This window comes from Bacteroidetes bacterium GWF2_43_63, assembly GCA_001769275.1.
Classification (GTDB): Bacteria; Bacteroidota; Bacteroidia; order Bacteroidales; family DTU049; genus GWF2-43-63.
Map to the genome: position 1 here is coordinate 55,887 of MEOQ01000009.1, position 17,046 is coordinate 72,932.

The following is a 17,046-nucleotide window of genomic DNA, read 5'->3' on the forward strand; positions in this document are numbered from 1 at the left end:
CAAGCACAAAAATATATAAGTAATTGATATTGTTTTCATTTCAACCAATACCTCAACCAATACTTTTACAATTAAATCAATCACCAAAATCATCCATTGCAATAAAAGGCTTCATCGAAAAAGAAAAATTCACTATTTTTGTCCTTAAATACTTAAACAAAAATCCATGAGCATAAAAGGAACAAAAACCGAACAGAATCTGCTGAAAGCATTTGCTGGTGAATCACAGGCTGCACGCCGCTATAAAATGTTTGCCAAAATAGCAATCAAAGAAGGATATCAACAAATCGCCGCTATTTTTGAAGAAACAGCTAGTCAGGAAGATCAGCACAGTAAGCGCTTTTTCGAGTTTCTCGAAGGTGGAATGGTTGAAATAACAGCATCGTATCCGGCTGGCATTTTGGGAACAACTGCAGAAAACCTCGAGGCTGCTGCCGGCGGTGAAAATGAGGAATGGACGGAGCTCTATCCTGAATTTGCGAGAATTGCCGAAGAAGAAGGATTCAAAAAAGTTGCATCTGCATTTAAACTGATCGCTACTGTTGAAGCTGAACATGAAAAGCGCTACCGCAAGCTTTTGAAAAATATTGCTGACGGAAAAGTGTTTGAAGAAGAGGAAGAAGTTGAATGGATGTGCCGCAAATGCGGATACGTTCATAAAGGCAAAAAAGCTCTGAAAAACTGTCCTGCATGTGAACATCCGATTGACTATCAGGAACGCAGAGCTACCAATTATTAGAATTTGAAAGATAAAATAAAAACTGGCCCATGATTTATACTACAGAAATTAGAGGGGCAGTTTTTATTTTTAGTGGCTTTGTACCTGGTAATAGTTTTCTGACAGATAAATTTCATCCCAAATTCTGGTCTGAATATTTGCATAAGTCATCGGGTCAATGCTCGCTTCCGACCGGAGATTGCGAATAAAAACAAGTAGATTTCATTTTTTTTCAGAATTTTTTGGTCAGATATAAAAAAAACGCTGTATATTTGCACTTTCTTTTGAAAAAGCAAAATTCGAGACTATGAACAAGGGACAACTGATAAAATTCGTCGAGAATCAACTTATTGACAGCAAACAATTTCCGATGTTTAAATCGGGTGATACTGTCACTATTAAGTATAAAATTACTGAGGGAAACAAAGAACGTATCCAGGCATTTCAGGGTATTGTTCTTCAGATTTCGGGCAAAGGCCCCAACAAAACCTTTACTGTTCGCAAAATTTCGAACAATATTGGTGTTGAGCGTATTTTCCCGTTCTCAAGCCCATTCATTGATGGCATAGATGTGAACAAACACGGCGTTGTACGTCGCTCACGCATCTACTATCTGCGCGAACTGCGTGGAAAGAAAGCCCGTATCAAGGAAAAGAAATACTAAGATATTTTTGCGCTTTGCAAAAAGCCGGCTTTTGCCGGCTTTTTTTGTTGCTTTTTACACTTACATGTCACGGATTTCAAACCCGCCCCATGTAAAAATGTTCCGGTCACGCGTCAACGTAAAACGCTTACCACATTTCACGTGGTTGCAAGCAGGAGACGCGCGCCCAATTGCAGGGTGTAAACGAAGTGCGAGAGCAAAATTCAGCTTAAAGCTTTAAATATTAAGGGCTAAAAATCTGTACCATCTTTAAGCGTTAAGCTTGCCATGCACTGAGCAATGACGACCTCTCTGCATCGAGGCGCGAAGCGACACGATCTGAGTGCGTCGTTTGTACATTACTTTGTGCACCTTGCATTGCGCGACGCAGGCCCCAACTACTTCACACCAATCCGCATCACCTCAAATCCTGTAGGACGATAGATCACAACATCGCTTGCTGTAGTCGAGAAATCAATTTTTATTTCAACCCCGGGTTTTAGCTTCACAATGTCTATCCGGGTATCTCCTGCCTGAATGTAATAATCGCTGACCGTATACGATGGAATGCCTGTATTCCCTGCAATGGTCATCGATACATCATTCCCGTTCACGATTATATCTTTCAAAATGATGGGAGAACTAATTTCTTTCATTACATAATACGAAGGTTTCGGATTCAGCTTCACATCGCAAATACCGTGAATTCGCTGCGGGTAACGATAGGTAGAGTCTTCTCCAAAATGCGTACGGTAATCGTTCAGACAAAAATAGATTGCTCCGGCAACATAGTCTTTGCTGCCGTAAATCCTGATCTGTTCAACCATTTCCGTGGCACGTCGCTCATCTCCTCCTTTAAACTTCGGCTCACATATTCCCCACTCTGAAATGGTGACTGGTTTTTCAGGATACATGCCGTGAATGCGGTCAAGCGCTGCGGGGATTGAATCGAGGTTAAATCCGTACCAGGTTGTGTTGTATTCGTTATACATAATCATGTCGTAGCGCGGAGAGGCATCCGGCAAGATGTTTTCAGGCCCTGGCACTTCATGGTGAACTGCATTTGAAATATAGGCCACCAGACGCGAATTATCAAGTTTCCGGGCGTATTTTTCCATAGTATCCAACCCTTTGATGTTGGTTTCTTCGTGGCTGGAAATCTCATTACCAAGTCCCCAGATGATTATGCTGGGATGATTGTAGTGAGCGTCGATCATTTCGTCGAGATGTTGCAAGGCGATGGGCAGTAAAGTGTCGCTAAGATGCGTTTCGTAGCCCCAGAGCGGGACTTCTTCCATGATCAGAATTCCATTGCGGTCGCACCAGTCGAAAAACTTTTCGCTTTGCTGCCAGTGACAACGGGCAAAAACACAATTGGCATTTTTCATCAACGTGAGGCCTTTATTCAGATTCTCGTCGGTCTGCGCAAGTCCGTGTTCCATATCCTCGCCAGCGGTCCACTCCATGCCCATAAGCCGCATGGGCTCGCCATTCAGCACATATCGGTTGTTTTCAATTTTTATACTACGGAAACCAAAAACGGTACTCAGTTCATCTTTAGGTTTCTTGCCTTCAAACAGGGTGATATCGATCCGATATAGATTTGGCGAATCAAAATGCCAGAGTTTAGCTTTTTTCAGATTGACACTTGTCAAAAAACGACCATCGCTGAACTTCCCTTTCAGCTTGCCTTTGAAAACAATATTCTGTGTTTTCTGATTCTCTTCAGTAATTACCGCCTGGAACCAGGTCTTACTGCAGTTTATTTTTGAAAAGTCAATGAATGGAATTGAAATTTCTGCCCGACCACCATCACCGGCAGGAATGCCGTTTACATGAATAGTGCGCATGGCCTGAGGCTCAGTGAAAATCATATTCACACTACGAATAATTCCCCCGTCGTGCGACCAGTCGAAGCTCTTCATGTAAGGAATGCTTTTTTTCGATGGCTCATTATTGGTGTAAACCGTCAGTGTGTTTTCGCCTGGCTGAATGTAAGGCGTGATGTCAATTGTGAATGGAGTGTATCCAGCACCGAAATGCTCCCCAGCCTTTTTACCATTTACATAAACAATTGCATCGTGATTCACTGCTTCGAAGCGTAGCCGCACAATTTTATTCATCTGATTTTTGGAAATCTGGAATTTCCGGTCGTACCAGCCCGCACCCCAATAAGTGTAATAACCTTCGTTCATATTAAAGGAGTGTGGTACAGTGGCGGGACGCTTTCCGCGCGCCGGCAGGCCATTTTCGCCCCAGCCAAGCCTGAGCCCCCTGGTATCGGGATCGACAACAAAATTCCACTCTCCATCAAGCGAAACGATATCGCGGTTCTGCGCTGTAGAAATAGAAGGAAATGAAAATATGAAAGCGCAAAGCGCAATCAGACATATAATAAGCTTTTTCATAATCATGAAATTGAAAATATAAAAGAGAGAACAAACCTACATTTTTTTTCAAAATAAATCAACCCTGAAAAAAAACAGGCTGTCCGTTTTGTGACGAACAGCCCGATTGACAGTGATTTTTATTCTAGTTTCCCGATTCAGGAAGCTGCTCTTTCAGCTTTTCAACCTCCATCAAACGAATATTAAGCTGATTGATGTACGCTCTTTCTTTTTTAAGCATGTGGTCTTTGTAAGCTCTGTTAGCCCATTCGAGCGCGATGTTGAGCTCGCCTTCCATTTCAGCAGCCAGAGCCATGTTGTGGCAAGCGCGGCCGGCAATTTTCGGGTCAGGACTTTTGGCCGACTGAGACCAAAGCACTACAGCTTCTTTCCAGTTATTCACTTTCACGAATTTCTTGGCACTCTTCAGACGATCGTCACCTTTTTTATAATAAATGCGTGAAACACGAACCCAGTTGGGTGAAATCCGAATGCCCATCATTTCACCGGCGAAGTATCCTGCATCGTTTATGGCATTGCGCTTTGAAGGTAGTTTTCGAAATGCATCTTCGGGTGAATTTCCAACGGTGTTCCATCCTTTATCATCATAAAAAACATCCTGATCAATAATCTTTTTGTTGACATTGTCATACAAACGCCAGCCGGCATTGACTCTGATGTTCAGGTCTTCCATAAATTCCGTGACCATTACATTTTCGCCATTGACCGCACGCTCCACCTGACGTGAACGCGAGGTACGGCGAATATCGCTGTCGAAAGTTTCAAGCGAAACAATGGCATCGACATTATATTTTTTGCATAGTGCGTCCACTTCAGCCCAGGAGAGGGGGACAGGAAATTCCTTGGTGCCCGTGCCACGCAAGTCTTCACCTTCCATCAGTTGCGCTTTGAAACGCGGATTGGTGTTCACCTTAAACGCAAGTCCTTTACAAACATTATAAGAACCTTCGCGGTCGGCAGCAATGGATTCTCCGGTAATAAAACCTTCAAGAAAATTAGACCAACCCTCGCCCTTGGCTGGCAGACTGCGATTGAGGACTCCCACACTTTGAATGTGCTGTGGGACTGTGATCTGAGCGGGCACCAAAACGTTGGTGTATACAGTTGCTGTTTTGCATGAATAAAGTGAAACAGCGATAACTGCAAGCAGTAGAAGAGTAATTGTTTTCATGGTAGATGTTTTTCTGGGCTTGCCCAAAATTATACCAATTTCCTTACATGAAAAGAAAAATAATGCTTAAAGAATATATAAGATTGTAATGCAAAAAAAAAGCCGGCATAAGCCGGCTTAATAATTTGTTGATTAACTCTGTTAATGAGTTACTACGAAAGAACTTGTTGATGACGTACCGTTATGCTGAACACTAACGAAATAAATTCCGTTGATGAATGCTGCGGTATTAATCTGAATTGTATTTACACCTGCAGTCAGTTTTTCAGATGAAGAATAAACTGTTTCGCCCAATGTGTTTGAAACTGTTACCAATGCATCGTCAGCAGACTGAACATTGAATTTAATGGTTGTTGCGTCATCGGCCGGATTCGGGAAAACAACAAAACCAGCGTTTTCTTCATTGTCATTTATGCTGACAGTGTTTGATATGTTAATGTCATCAAGGAAAAGGTTGTTTCCATATCCGCTGGTTGCCCTGAAACGAACAAGAACACTGCTTTCTCCGTCATATGCCGATAAATTGACACTAATAAACTTCCAATGTGCTGCAAGAACTGTTGTGTATGCTGATTCACTGGCAGTGGTAGTTGCAAGTTGCGAACCCGATTTATTCCACACGGTTGCCCATGTTGCGCCGCAGTCTGTTGAAACATCAACCTGAAGTTTATCGGAATATGAAGAACTGTATTGGCGATGAGCATAATTGAATGTAAGAACAGAATTTGTGATAGATGAAAAATCCATTGGATAGCTTACGATGTCGTCAATCCCAGAAGAAATGTTGAACCAATTGATGAATGCGCTTCCACCTGCAAAGCAACCCTGAGTGCTGCGTGTCCAGTTGGTGCCATTATTATCATCGCTCAGAGTCCAATCGGCCGGAGGGAAGGTGGTTGAAGTAAATGGCTGTGTTACAGGAGCTGTAATGCTTGAAACAAATGTTACGAAAGTGGCTGACACTTCATCGTTAACAAATGAATAATCGGTTGTACTGTTAGGATCAGAGACGCTTACTTCAAAAACATGTGCTCCGTTTGTTGAAGGAGTAAAAGCAGGGAATGTAATGATGGTGTCATCTCCGGCAACAAGTGATCCGGTGAAAGCGATTGGAGTTTGAGCAACACCATTGATTGAATAATTAATATTAGCAGTGGTTATTGTTGCTAATCCGTTGTTATACAATCTCACTGATGGACTAAAAGGAGTCGTGCCACATGACATTGAAGGAATGCTGTCAAGGTCAGCAACACCAGCATCGAGTGGGAACGGTACTTTAAATTCATCACCACTCAGAATTTCCTTGTTTCCCTGCGAAACAAAAGCAACCAGCTTTAAATTATATAATTCAGCGGGAATAGTTCCGTATGTTGCAGGTACAGTATATACAAAAGCGGTGTCAAAAAATGTTCCCGCGGTAGTTGTGGGAATTGTGATACCCCATTGACCAAAAATAAGATGCCGCAGCATGTGCATATGATAGTAGCTGGAACCTGTAATATAATCGGGATTATATGAAGATCCGGACTGTGGCCCGACAACATAATCCTGAAGAACGGCAATATTAAGTTTATTTGTCGCAGTAGCTTCAGTTGCTGTATGATAAACTTCAACAAGTATTGAAAGTTCACGGGTAGCTTCATTCATTGTAGCATCGATGGCTACATTCACAGGAGATGTTTGAGCAAGCATGGTATTGGCAGCTGATGTCCATGAACCACGGTCCAAAGCTATATTAGTTCCTGAAAACACATGACGGTTAACAGTTCCTGAAGGATAACCGGTCAATCCGGTTTGACTTGCCAGCGCATCGCCAAAAGCAGTCCTGTAATCAGGTTGTCCTGAACTTGGAACTGAATAAGATCCCTGATGAATGTTGATTGGAAACACATCGCCCGGATTCGCGGTGGCTAATTCATTGGCAATCCGATGTCCATCAGGACAATACGGACAATTGATACCGGTATATTCTTCCAGAACAACGTTCTTTGGGGCAGGAATTGTGCTCACAATTGTTTGTGCCATCACTGTCATGCCAAAGCTCAAAAGCAATGCAAAGGTTAAAACATGTTTCATATTACTGTGTGGTTTTGTTTTATTATTTTGACCGTTCAAAAGTACTATCATACAGACAGAAAACCAAATGAAAAGTTGCAGAATTCTGTAAATATACAGTTTTCGACCTGTGTTTTATTCAAAATGTCATATTTTGTTACAAACATGAAATTAAAACGGATTTTTCATGATGAAAAAAAGGTGTTAGATTTAGTAATACACTATACGAACGTTTTTTTTAGTTTTGGAGAAACAGGTAAAAATGTGGTCTTTTTATCAATAATCTAAGCATGTTGGAAAATTTTCAACTCCAGTTCAAATACAAATAGTATTTTTGAAATCAAAAAGCAAAAATATGAAAATGAAATCTGCTCTACTTTTTCTGTCATTTATTGTTGTGACAATATCAACAATGGGACAGAACCTTTCGCTTTCAACCGACAATGGGCCTCTGGCTATGGATGAAACAATATACATCTGGGGCGATTCAGGACAGTATAGCACAATTTATTGCTACCTGCATGTAACCAACAACAGTGCAGCCGATATTGATGTACTGGTGAAAAAAACAGAAGTTGATATACTTGCCGGAACCGAAAATTCATTCTGTTGGGGAAATTGCTACCTGCCAATTGTTTTTGTATCCCCGGATTTTATTACCATTGGAGCTGGACAAACCAACGAGTTAAGTTTCTCAGGCGATTATATGCCCAAAGGTCAGGTAGGTTTGTCAACCATTCTCTATACTTTTTTCAATAAAAGTAATTCAGCCGATTCAGTGGCAGTAAATGTTGTGTTTGGCTCAGGAACAGCCTCCATTGATGGCATCGAAGCCGAAAATGCATTGGCAGCCTATCCGAATCCGGCTACGTCGCAGGTTAATTTCACCTATCAATCAGAAAACATGCAGGATCAGGCTCAACTTATTATTATGTCAGCTGCCGGATCTGAAGTTTATCGTGCTGAAATGCCGAACGACAATTCGCCGTTTTCGATTGACGTAAGCAACTTCAATTCAGGTGTTTACTATTATTCTGTATTGATCAACGGTCGAACCAGTGAAGTGCGCAAGTTAGTCGTGATGCACTAATCTGAAGAATACATTTCCTTTTCCGAATTTTGTTAAATTCTTGAATATATTGATTAGCCCTGAAAAGGGCTTTTTTTATTTTCCAAAAACCATGAAGCCATTTGTTTCAGCTCATTTTGACCAATGTAATAATCATGGCAAGCATATGATAAATGGATCGATTTGTCTAAATAGTCAGGAATGTATTGTTATTGGCTCACTTTTCGCCTAAATTTGTTATATCCACGAAAAAATTATAATCATGAGTAAAAATATATTCGCATTATTTCTGTTTTCTGCGTTAACCCTCTCTCAGGTTTTTGCGCAGGGTTTATTATTGTCGGACGATAAAGGGCCGATTGCAAACAATTCAATTATTAACGTGTGGGGCGATTCTGCCAACTCCAAATCTATATTTTCTAATATTGATATCACAAATTCCAGTGCTTCTCACATTGAGGTGCTTGTAAAAAAGACAGAAGTAAGCGTTGTCCCCGGATCCGAAAACAGTTTTTGCTGGGGTACATGCTTGCCTTCAAATGTATTTTTATCCACCACTCCTATCTTAATTGGCTCCCGCACGACCAATAAGAGCAGCTTTACCGGAGAATACAAACCATTGAATAATAACGGAACAACCACAATCCGATACACATTTTTCAATCAAAATGACATCAGTGATTCTGTAGCAATTACAGTTATTTACAATGCGGTTACTGCCATTGCTGACGAAATTCCGGTGATAATTGATTTTTCAAATGCTTATCCTAATCCGGCAGCAACAGTTGCTAACTTTAATTATGAATTTCAAAGTATTGGTTATGCTGAACTTGTAATTTCAGATCTGCTGGGAAGTGAAATTCACAAAACTGTGCTGCACAATGAAAAAAATAAACTTAGTGTTGATGTATCATCTTTCATTCCTGGCGTCTATTTTTACTCCCTCCGAGTTGACGGGAAATTGTATTTCACCCGAAAGTTGATTGTCAGACATTAAGAAAATTCTTAGCAGAGAAAAGGCCGGTTTTTACCGGCCTTTTTTTTAAATGTATCCAACCATTCTGTAGGTCAGATATCCAATAATTTCATGCAGCAACTCATCCCAGATGTCAAGAGCTTCGGTTTTTGGCATCAGAAGATTCATCCAGTACCAGCTTCGGTCGCCAGCTGTCAAATCAACCGGAAACGGATCGACATTCAGATTAACCTGGCGGAAACAGCCAATACTGCGGCGCATATGCGATGCTGAAGTGATCAATAAAAACTCGCCGCCAGGTATTGAATCGTTTAATATTTTTGCCGTATTTACAGCGTTTTCGCGGGTATTGTTTGATAAACTATCTATCAGAATGTCTTCGGCAGGCATGCCTATGTCAATCAGAAAATCGCGCAGTAAAACACTTTCGAGCATATCGGGATACTGCATGGAACCTGAGCCACCCGAAATAAGGATTTTTGCAGCCTTGTCATTTTTATACAGCCACAAAGCCTGCATGATGCGGTCGGGATTGTGGCGAAAAGTCAATGTTTGATTCTGCGCATCGGTAGTGACAATGCCGCCGCCAAGCACTATAACTGCATCGTACTCCTTTTGGATGGAATACACCGAAGACGGCTCCGGCTCCCACATACGCATGAATTCCTTAGCAATAAACGGATTGGTAAAAAACAAGCCGGTTGCCAATGCAGCAATCAGAAAGCGCTTTTTGAGTTTTGGCTTGCGCAGAAACAGGGAAAGCGCAATCAGAGCCAGAATCCAGGTGATCGGACTAAACAGAAATGCCAATATTTTGCTTAGGATAAAAAACATATTGCTGTCAAAAATAGTGTTTTTCGTTGATACCGGTACCAAACAAAGCAAAATCGAAACGTGCAGGATCATTCGGGTCGAGCAATCTGCAGTTTTCAGAGACTTCTAAAACAGCTTTGGCATCGGTCTGAAGTCGGCTTAGAATGCCGGTTTCACGAGCAATGCGGGCTGAATGCACATCGAGAGGAATGAGCAATCGACTCATTGGGAAAGTATCGGTCCACAATCCGAAGTCGACACCGCATTGATCGCGGCGCACCATCCAGCGGAGAAACATGTTGAGCCGTTTGGCAGCACTGCCCCGCTCCGGCGAACTGATGTGCTTTTCGAAACGCGCTTCGTGCGGATAACTCAACAAAATATTTCTGAAATTTCCGATGGCATCGAAAGCATTTGAGTTTTTGTTTTTCCGAATTGGTTCTGAAAACACGCTCTGCATGCCGCCTTCGCGCGTATAAATATTTTTCAGTCCTTCGCAAAGAGTGGCTGCATCGAACGAATTGAATGTGCGATATACAAAGCCCTGCAGGTTTTTCAGATCTTTTTGGGTATGTCCTGTCACAAACTGGAATGGAGCATTATCCATCCTCTGCATAAGTTGTTTTGCACCGGAGATAATCGCTTTGCGGTTTCCCCACGCAAGCAGCGCAGAAAATAAAGCTGCGATTTCGATGTCCTCCTTTTTCGAAAACATATGCGGAATCGACACGGGGTCTGTTTCAACAAACGAGGGGTTGTTGTAATAAGCGGCTTTTTCGTTGAGCCAGTCTGCTATTTTCGAGTCTATCTGATTATTCATTCAACAAGTCATTAAGAAGTCCACGAATCCTTGAGTCCACAAATTATTCACTCATTATATCATTTTTATCGGTGTTCATGAGCTCAGCGCCTTTCAGTCGCTTCGGTTGTCACGAATTGCACGAAAATACCTTTTTATTTGAACGAATGTACACGAAGAATTAAAAAACTTTGCCAAATGTTCAACACGAGTTTTTCAAAATGAGCATGACATTCGGAGGATGTCGAATAATAATAGCGTCCGGCAAAGCCGGATGTGATAACGCCCAAAAGCAAGACCCTGCAAGGGTCTAATCCACGTGTACCTGGATAATATTGATACATTATATCATCCTTTATTTGACCTCTCCGAGGTCGCTATATTCTATTTTTGACACGGCCTTGCAGGCCGCGCTATTATTGTTTGACCTGCGCTGCAGGTCAGGCAAAATCTTCAGACTAAATGTTACACTCAAAACTTGTATAACCAAAAATCGAAAAAGAAAGGACTATGATTATGTCGCCGACTTTCGTGTAATTCGTGCCATTCGTGGATAAAAAATGACACCAGCATTCTTCCCGACAGCCTGTCCGCCCTTTGGCGGAATTCCAGGTCAGCAGTAGCTGGAGTTTACCCCGCATTTGGCGGAGCAAAAGTGTCAGGGAAGATATTGATGGTAACAATCCAACGCAGAGAGATTGCTTCACGTGAAACGTGACAAAGTCGCAACGCACTCAGGTTGGACTGACGCTAAAATGTCGGGAATGCAAAAGTAAAAAAAGCTCCACCTTTCGGAGGAGCTTTTTGCAAGTAGTAATGAAGTTGTTTTGTTTTATTTCACTGTGTAAGGCACAATGATTTCGCGTCCAATGCCGACGGCTTTCACGTTCTCAGGAATGAGGCCGTGATGGCGGGTTGGCAAAGATTTTTTGAGACCTGCTTCGATGTACTGGTCGGTAACAACCGGTTTCACTTTGAGAAAACCACCCAAAACAATCATGTTGAAAATTTTGGATAATCCAAGCTCCGAAGCTTTTTTGGTAGCATTGATTTCGTAAATGGTGATATCTTTCCGTGTTGGCGGATTGACAATGCCATTGGGATCAAAGATGAGAATACCACCAGGTTTCACCGAGCTTTGGAATTTGTCGAGCGATTGCTGGTTGAGAATAATGGCAGTATCGAACTGGTTGAGAATCGGCGAGCTGATGCGATTGTCGCTGATAATGACGGTTACATTTGCAGTACCACCGCGCATTTCAGGACCATATGAAGGCATCCAGCTGACTTCGAGACCTTGCATCATTCCGGAATAGGCAAGAATTTTACCCATCGAAAGAACGCCCTGTCCGCCGAAACCGGCTATAATCATTTCTTCAGTCATAGTTTGCTGTTTTAGGATTACTTTTTAGTGACCATTTGACCATCAACCTTAATGTCGCCCAGTTGATAGAATGGGAACATGTTCTCTTCCATCCAGACATTGGCATCGGGGGCAGTCATTTTCCAGCCTGAATTGCAGTTGGAAACGACTTCGATGAAAGAAAGGCCTTTGTTGTTTTTCTGATTTTCGAAAGCCATGCGAACGGCTTTTTTGAATTTCCGGACAGCGCCGGGTTTATGAACCGCATGGCGAGCCACAAAATACGTACCCGGAAGCTGAGCTACCAGTTCGGTCATTTTAAGTGGGTTTCCCATCATTTCAACATCGCGTCCATAAGGGCTCGTGCTCGATTTCATGCCGGGTAATGTTGTCGGAGCCATTTGGCCACCGGTCATTCCGTAAATACCGTTGTTCACAAAAATGATCACGATATTCTCTCCACGGTTGCAGGCATGAATGGTTTCAGCTGTACCAATAGCAGCGAGGTCGCCATCGCCCTGATAAGTGAACACATATTTTTCGGGCCACATACGTTTGATTGCAGTTGCCACAGCCGGAGCACGACCGTGAGCCGCCTGCTGCATGTCGATATTGAGAAATTCATAGGCAAGAACAGAACAACCTACCGGTGCAACACCAATGGTTTTATCCTGAATTCCCATTTCTTCAATAATTTCAGCAACAACACGGTGAGCAGTACCATGGCCGCAGCCGGGGCAATACGACAAGGTTTTGTCGGTTAACAAGGAAGTTTTAGAAAAGACCTTGTTTTCGGGCTTGATTATGTCTTTCCAGACATCTAAAGTTACATCTGCCATGGTATTATCCTCCGATTATTTGTTTTTTAAGAGCCTCAACAACTTCAGTTGGAGAATGAATCATTCCACCAACACGGCCAAAATGTTCGACTTTGGTTTTGCCATTGACTGCCAGGCGAACATCTTCGACCAGCTGTCCAAGGCTCATTTCGACTGAAAGCATTCCTTTAACCTGTAAACCAAGTCTGTTGAGTTCAGCTTCGGGGAAAGGATAGAGTGTGATTGGACGGTGAAGTCCGACTTTAATTCCTTCGGCGCGTGCAAGGTCAACTGCTTTTTGGCAGATACGAGCGCTGGAGCCGTAGGCAACGAATAAATATTCAGCATCGTCGGTCATAATGTTTTCGAACATAATGTCCTGCTTCATGCTTTCATATTTTCTTCCAAGCTTTTCAACATGTGTTTCCTGAACCGACGGGTCAAGGTTCAACGATGTAATGATGTTACGCTCGCGATTGGCTGTTTTGCCGGTGGTAGCCCAAGGGCATTCCTTAATAATTTCTTCTTCGGTACGGCGTGGAATCGGGTCGAATAATTCAACTTTCTCCATCATCTGGCCAATAACACCGTCGCTCAAAAGCATAGCAGGTGTGCGATATTTGAAAGACATTTCAAATCCAAGTTTCACGAAATCGGACATTTCCTGCACACTGGCCGGAGCAAGAACAAACATGCGATAATCGCCATGTCCGCCACCTTTAACAGTTTGAAAATAATCGCACTGACCAGGCTGAATGGTTCCGAGACCGGGACCACTGCGAACAACATTCATCAATAAACAGGGCAGTTCGGCGCCTGCCATATACGAAATGCCTTCAGCCATGAGACTTACGCCCGGACTTGAAGACGACGTCATCACACGTTTACCGGTGCCAGCGCCGCCGTAAAGCATATTGATAGAGGAAGTTTCACTTTCGGCTTGCAGAACAACCATTCCGGTGCGTTCATAAGGTTTTTCAGCCATGAGATATTCAATCACCTCAGACTGAGGGGTAATCGGATAACCGTAATATCCGTCGCAGCCAGCGCGGATGGCGGCTTCGGCAACGGCCTCATTTCCCTTCATTAATTTTAATTCACCCATTGTTTATGGTCTTTAAATTATTCAACTTTTTTTGAGTAAACAGTGATAACCGCATCCGGACAAACTGTTGCACAGTTGGTACAGCCAATGCAGGCATCCTGGTAAGGCTCAGCATAAAAATAACCTTTGATGTTTACTTTATCCCCCAGCCTTATAACGGAGTTCGGGCAAACCGGGACACAAACGCCGCAGCCCTTACACCGGTCTTTGTCAATTACAATAGCACCTTTAACTTTTGCCATATCATGATTTTTTGTAAGATTCGTGGCGAAATTATACATTTTTTATTAATAATGGAAATTTCACAACGATTTTATCACACCTCTCAAAACCGCACTGCATGCGGCTAGCAGAGGCATGATACAAATCATTCAAAAATAATCTTGTAAATCAGGCCTTTTAGCTGAATAAAACAATGATATAGCTATATTTCAATGATTTTTCAACAAAAAACCCTGAAGTTGAAAGCTCCAGGGTTAATTAAAACGAATATCTCTTAATATCAGAGACTAAAAGCCTTTTTTATGTCTTCAACACGGTTGAGTTTTTCCCATGCGAAGAATGTGATTTTTTTCATCCATTTCTGCTTACCATCAATTGTCTTCTGAATGGCACCAGCGTGAAGCTCTGAAACTTCGACTTCCTGCTCATAAGAAGTACGGCCAAAATGCCCATAAGCAGCTGTAGGAGCATAAATAGGATTGCAAAGTTCATAATTTCGCAGAATAGCATATGGACGCAGATCAAACAGACGGCGAACAATGTCGCTGATTTCAGCATCGGTCATTTTTACTTTAGCAGACCCAAAAGTATTTACATTAAATCCAACCGGTTCTGCAACGCCAATGGCGTAAGCAACCTGCACCAGCGCTTCCTGAGCAACACCGGCAGCCACGAGATTCTTGGCAATATGACGCACCGCATAAGCTGCAGAGCGATCCACTTTCGAAGGGTCTTTGCCCGAGAAAGCACCGCCGCCATGAGCACCACGTCCGCCATAGGTGTCAACAATAATTTTGCGGCCAGTAAGGCCTGTATCGCCGTGTGGGCCACCGATTACGAATTTTCCGGTAGGATTTACATGTAATGTAAAATCACCTTTGAAAAGATTTTTCACACGCTCCGGTGTATCGTCCGATTCAATAACACGCGGGATCAAAATGGTTTGAACATCGCTTCTGATTTGCTCAAGCGAAACGTTTTCATCGTGCTGTGTTGAGATCACAATGGTGTCGATGCGCTGTGCAATGCGGTTGTCGTCGTATTCGATGGTTACCTGCGACTTCGAATCGGGACGCAGATAAGTCATGACTTTTCCTTCTTTGCGAATGGCAGCCAGCTCCTGAACAAAGATGTGAGCCAATTCGACCGGCATGGGCATATAATTGTCCATTTCATCGCAGGCATAACCGAACATCATTCCCTGATCGCCGGCACCCTGATCTTCTTCCTTTTCGCGGTCAACACCCTGATTAATGTCGGGTGACTGGCCATGTATAGCGGAAATAATTCCGCATGAATTAAAGTCGAAGCGGTATTCCGGTTTGGTGTATCCAATTTTCTGTATAATGTTACGAGCTGTCTCCTGCTGATCAATCCAACCGGTGGTGGTTACTTCACCTGCCAGCACTACAAGTCCTGTAGTAACCAGTGTTTCACAGGCAACACGCGATTTGGGATCGTGCCGTAAAAATTCGTCAAGCAATGCATCTGAGATCTGATCGGCCACTTTGTCCGGATGGCCTTCGGAAACGGATTCCGACGTAAATAAAATTCCCATTGTCTTTCTTTTTGAAGATTAATAATTCGGTTCAAGAAGTGAATGGGTTTGATTGCGTGTGTGCGGCAAATACTTTTTAGCATTTTTTACCGTGGTTGCAAGCAATCAAATCTTTCCACAGCGCAAAATTACAATTTTTTTCAAAACGGGCAATAATTGATTTTAAAGCTTTCCAATTCAAAGGTGCTTCGCATCATCTTTGTCCCTGGGGCGGAGTTTATCCCGCCCAGCGGGGCCCAAGACTATTTAATTTTAGCGCTGTCGGCACAAAAGTTTTCGAAATTCATCCGCCGCAGCGGACAAACATCAAGTCGGAAATCTAAAATCGATATTCTTAAATCGGTTTGTGCCTTAGTGGCCTTATCCGCGCGCCCAAAGTGGTTGGAGACCACAAAAAAAGCCGCACAAGGCGGCTCTGAAAATATTTTGAATATAGACTTAGAATAAGCTGTTGTTTTTTCCTCCAAAATAGAGTTTGATGCCGCCCATGAAAGACCCAAAAGCATCATCGGATTTGGTAATGCCTTCGCGTGCATCGAGCAAATCGGTTGGAGTGTTGTACCATGAATACTCGCCATAGATAGAAAGCATCGGAAATACATTAATTTCAGTTCCAAATCCGAAAATATAAGTGAAGGCAATTTCGCGTTCTTCGACACCAACTTCGTTGACTACAATTGCTGTAGTTGCGACGCGTTGTTGTGAACGATAGAAAATAGCGCCTGCGCCCAGTCTACCATAAAAATCAAACGGAAGAAATTCACAGGATTTATTTGTAATATTGGTCAGTTTGAAAAAATGCGCCTGAAAATCGGCTGACAGCGCCCATAAATTGCAACTGAATGCCTGATCGGTGGGAGCGCCATCGGAGTAAAACATTTTAGTCCCGTTAAGACGACCGTCCAAAACTTCAATATTTGAGCTGAGTGCAGGACTCCAATGCTTTCCAAGGCGAATAGCATAACCGCCGCTGACTTCATTAAACTCTTCGATGAGATGAAAACCGTTGTATGAAGTAATGTCTGTATAAGGCAGGAGTTGTCCGCCGGAAACACCGACAAACCATCCTGTATTTATGTCATTACATTTTAATCCTTCAGAACTGCATTGAGCATGAATGTTTACAACAAAGATAAGACTACAGATAATCGTAATTAGGATTTTCATGGTGTTTGGATTTTAATGCACAAATGTAAAGATAAAAATCAATAACGCTGAATTCTCTTCATATAATCTTATTTTTGATGCATGAAGTATGAAAATTAAATGTGAAATCAGAGCTTATTGCAGTGGCGAATGACTTTTGCACCCAACGATTCCGTGTCCGC

Annotated in this window: 16 protein-coding genes; 5 read left to right on the forward strand and 11 right to left on the reverse strand. The window is 42.6% G+C overall.

The annotated features are described in order from the left end of the window. Positions 1 to 166: 166 nt before the first annotated feature. On the forward strand, positions 167 to 739 hold the full coding sequence (locus A2W93_04545; protein OFY56030.1) for a rubrerythrin: 573 nt from the start codon (positions 167 to 169) through the stop codon (positions 737 to 739). Between the two features lie 286 nt (positions 740 to 1,025). Next, positions 1,026 to 1,382, forward strand: coding sequence for a 50S ribosomal protein L19 (locus A2W93_04550; protein OFY56031.1), 357 nt, complete (start codon positions 1,026 to 1,028; stop codon positions 1,380 to 1,382). A 377-nt stretch (positions 1,383 to 1,759) separates the two neighbouring features. Here A2W93_04550 and A2W93_04555 read toward each other — a convergent pair whose 3' ends face one another. The 3 genes from A2W93_04555 to A2W93_04565 form a co-directional block, all read right to left on the reverse strand. Continuing rightward, a complete protein-coding gene (locus A2W93_04555; protein ID OFY56032.1) occupies positions 1,760 to 3,775 on the reverse strand; it encodes a hypothetical protein in 2,016 nt (671 codons plus the stop codon). Between the two features lie 118 nt (positions 3,776 to 3,893). Beyond that, the gene (locus A2W93_04560) at positions 3,894 to 4,967 is read right to left on the reverse strand and encodes a hypothetical protein (protein ID OFY56033.1); all 1,074 of its coding nucleotides are present in this window, start codon (positions 4,965 to 4,967) and stop codon (positions 3,894 to 3,896) included. 114 nt (positions 4,968 to 5,081) lie between these two features. After that, positions 5,082 to 7,067 carry a hypothetical protein gene (locus A2W93_04565; GenBank protein ID OFY56034.1) on the reverse strand — a complete coding sequence of 662 codons (1,986 nt, stop codon included), beginning with the start codon at positions 7,065 to 7,067 and terminating at the stop codon, positions 5,082 to 5,084. Positions 7,068 to 7,329: 262 nt separating this feature from the next. On the opposite strand from A2W93_04565, the gene A2W93_04570 reads away from it, so the two are divergent. After that, positions 7,330 to 8,085, forward strand: a complete 756-nt coding sequence (locus A2W93_04570) for a hypothetical protein (GenBank protein ID OFY56035.1) — start codon at positions 7,330 to 7,332, stop codon at positions 8,083 to 8,085. Positions 8,086 to 8,326: 241 nt separating this feature from the next. After that, positions 8,327 to 9,061, forward strand: coding sequence for a hypothetical protein (locus A2W93_04575; GenBank protein ID OFY56036.1), 735 nt, complete (start codon positions 8,327 to 8,329; stop codon positions 9,059 to 9,061). Positions 9,062 to 9,106: 45 nt separating this feature from the next. Here A2W93_04575 and A2W93_04580 read toward each other — a convergent pair whose 3' ends face one another. The 7 genes from A2W93_04580 to A2W93_04610 all read right to left on the reverse strand — a co-directional run bounded on the left by A2W93_04580 (position 9,107) and on the right by A2W93_04610 (position 15,718). Further along, positions 9,107 to 9,916: a hypothetical protein gene (locus A2W93_04580; protein OFY56037.1), complete on the reverse strand. Its 810-nt coding sequence runs from the start codon at positions 9,914 to 9,916 to the stop codon at positions 9,107 to 9,109. Next, positions 9,882 to 10,673 carry a TIGR02757 family protein gene (locus A2W93_04585; GenBank protein OFY56038.1) on the reverse strand — a complete coding sequence of 264 codons (792 nt, stop codon included), beginning with the start codon at positions 10,671 to 10,673 and terminating at the stop codon, positions 9,882 to 9,884. The genes A2W93_04580 and A2W93_04585 overlap by 35 nt, the downstream gene beginning before the upstream one ends. Positions 10,674 to 11,484: 811 nt before the next feature. Continuing rightward, entirely contained in the window at positions 11,485 to 12,036 is a 552-nt protein-coding gene (locus A2W93_04590) for a 2-oxoglutarate ferredoxin oxidoreductase subunit gamma (GenBank protein ID OFY56039.1), read from the reverse strand. Positions 12,037 to 12,053: 17 nt separating this feature from the next. After that, entirely contained in the window at positions 12,054 to 12,854 is an 801-nt protein-coding gene (locus tag A2W93_04595) for a 2-oxoglutarate oxidoreductase (protein ID OFY56040.1), read from the reverse strand. 4 nt (positions 12,855 to 12,858) lie between these two features. Further along, on the reverse strand, positions 12,859 to 13,938 hold the full coding sequence (locus A2W93_04600) for a 3-methyl-2-oxobutanoate dehydrogenase subunit VorB (protein ID OFY56041.1): 1,080 nt from the start codon (positions 13,936 to 13,938) through the stop codon (positions 12,859 to 12,861). 17 nt (positions 13,939 to 13,955) lie between these two features. Beyond that, positions 13,956 to 14,180 (reverse strand): ferredoxin, encoded by a 225-nt coding sequence (locus A2W93_04605; protein ID OFY56097.1) that lies wholly within the window; start codon positions 14,178 to 14,180, stop codon positions 13,956 to 13,958. Between the two features lie 260 nt (positions 14,181 to 14,440). After that, positions 14,441 to 15,718 (reverse strand): methionine adenosyltransferase, encoded by a 1,278-nt coding sequence (locus A2W93_04610; protein OFY56042.1) that lies wholly within the window; start codon positions 15,716 to 15,718, stop codon positions 14,441 to 14,443. A 156-nt stretch (positions 15,719 to 15,874) separates the two neighbouring features. On the opposite strand from A2W93_04610, the gene A2W93_04615 reads away from it, so the two are divergent. After that, the gene (locus A2W93_04615; protein ID OFY56043.1) at positions 15,875 to 16,165 is read left to right on the forward strand and encodes a hypothetical protein; all 291 of its coding nucleotides are present in this window, start codon (positions 15,875 to 15,877) and stop codon (positions 16,163 to 16,165) included. Here the strand turns inward: A2W93_04615 and A2W93_04620 are convergent. Then, the gene (locus A2W93_04620; protein OFY56044.1) at positions 16,157 to 16,885 is read right to left on the reverse strand and encodes a hypothetical protein; all 729 of its coding nucleotides are present in this window, start codon (positions 16,883 to 16,885) and stop codon (positions 16,157 to 16,159) included. The genes A2W93_04615 and A2W93_04620 overlap by 9 nt on opposite strands. Positions 16,886 to 17,046: the final 161 nt, after the last annotated feature.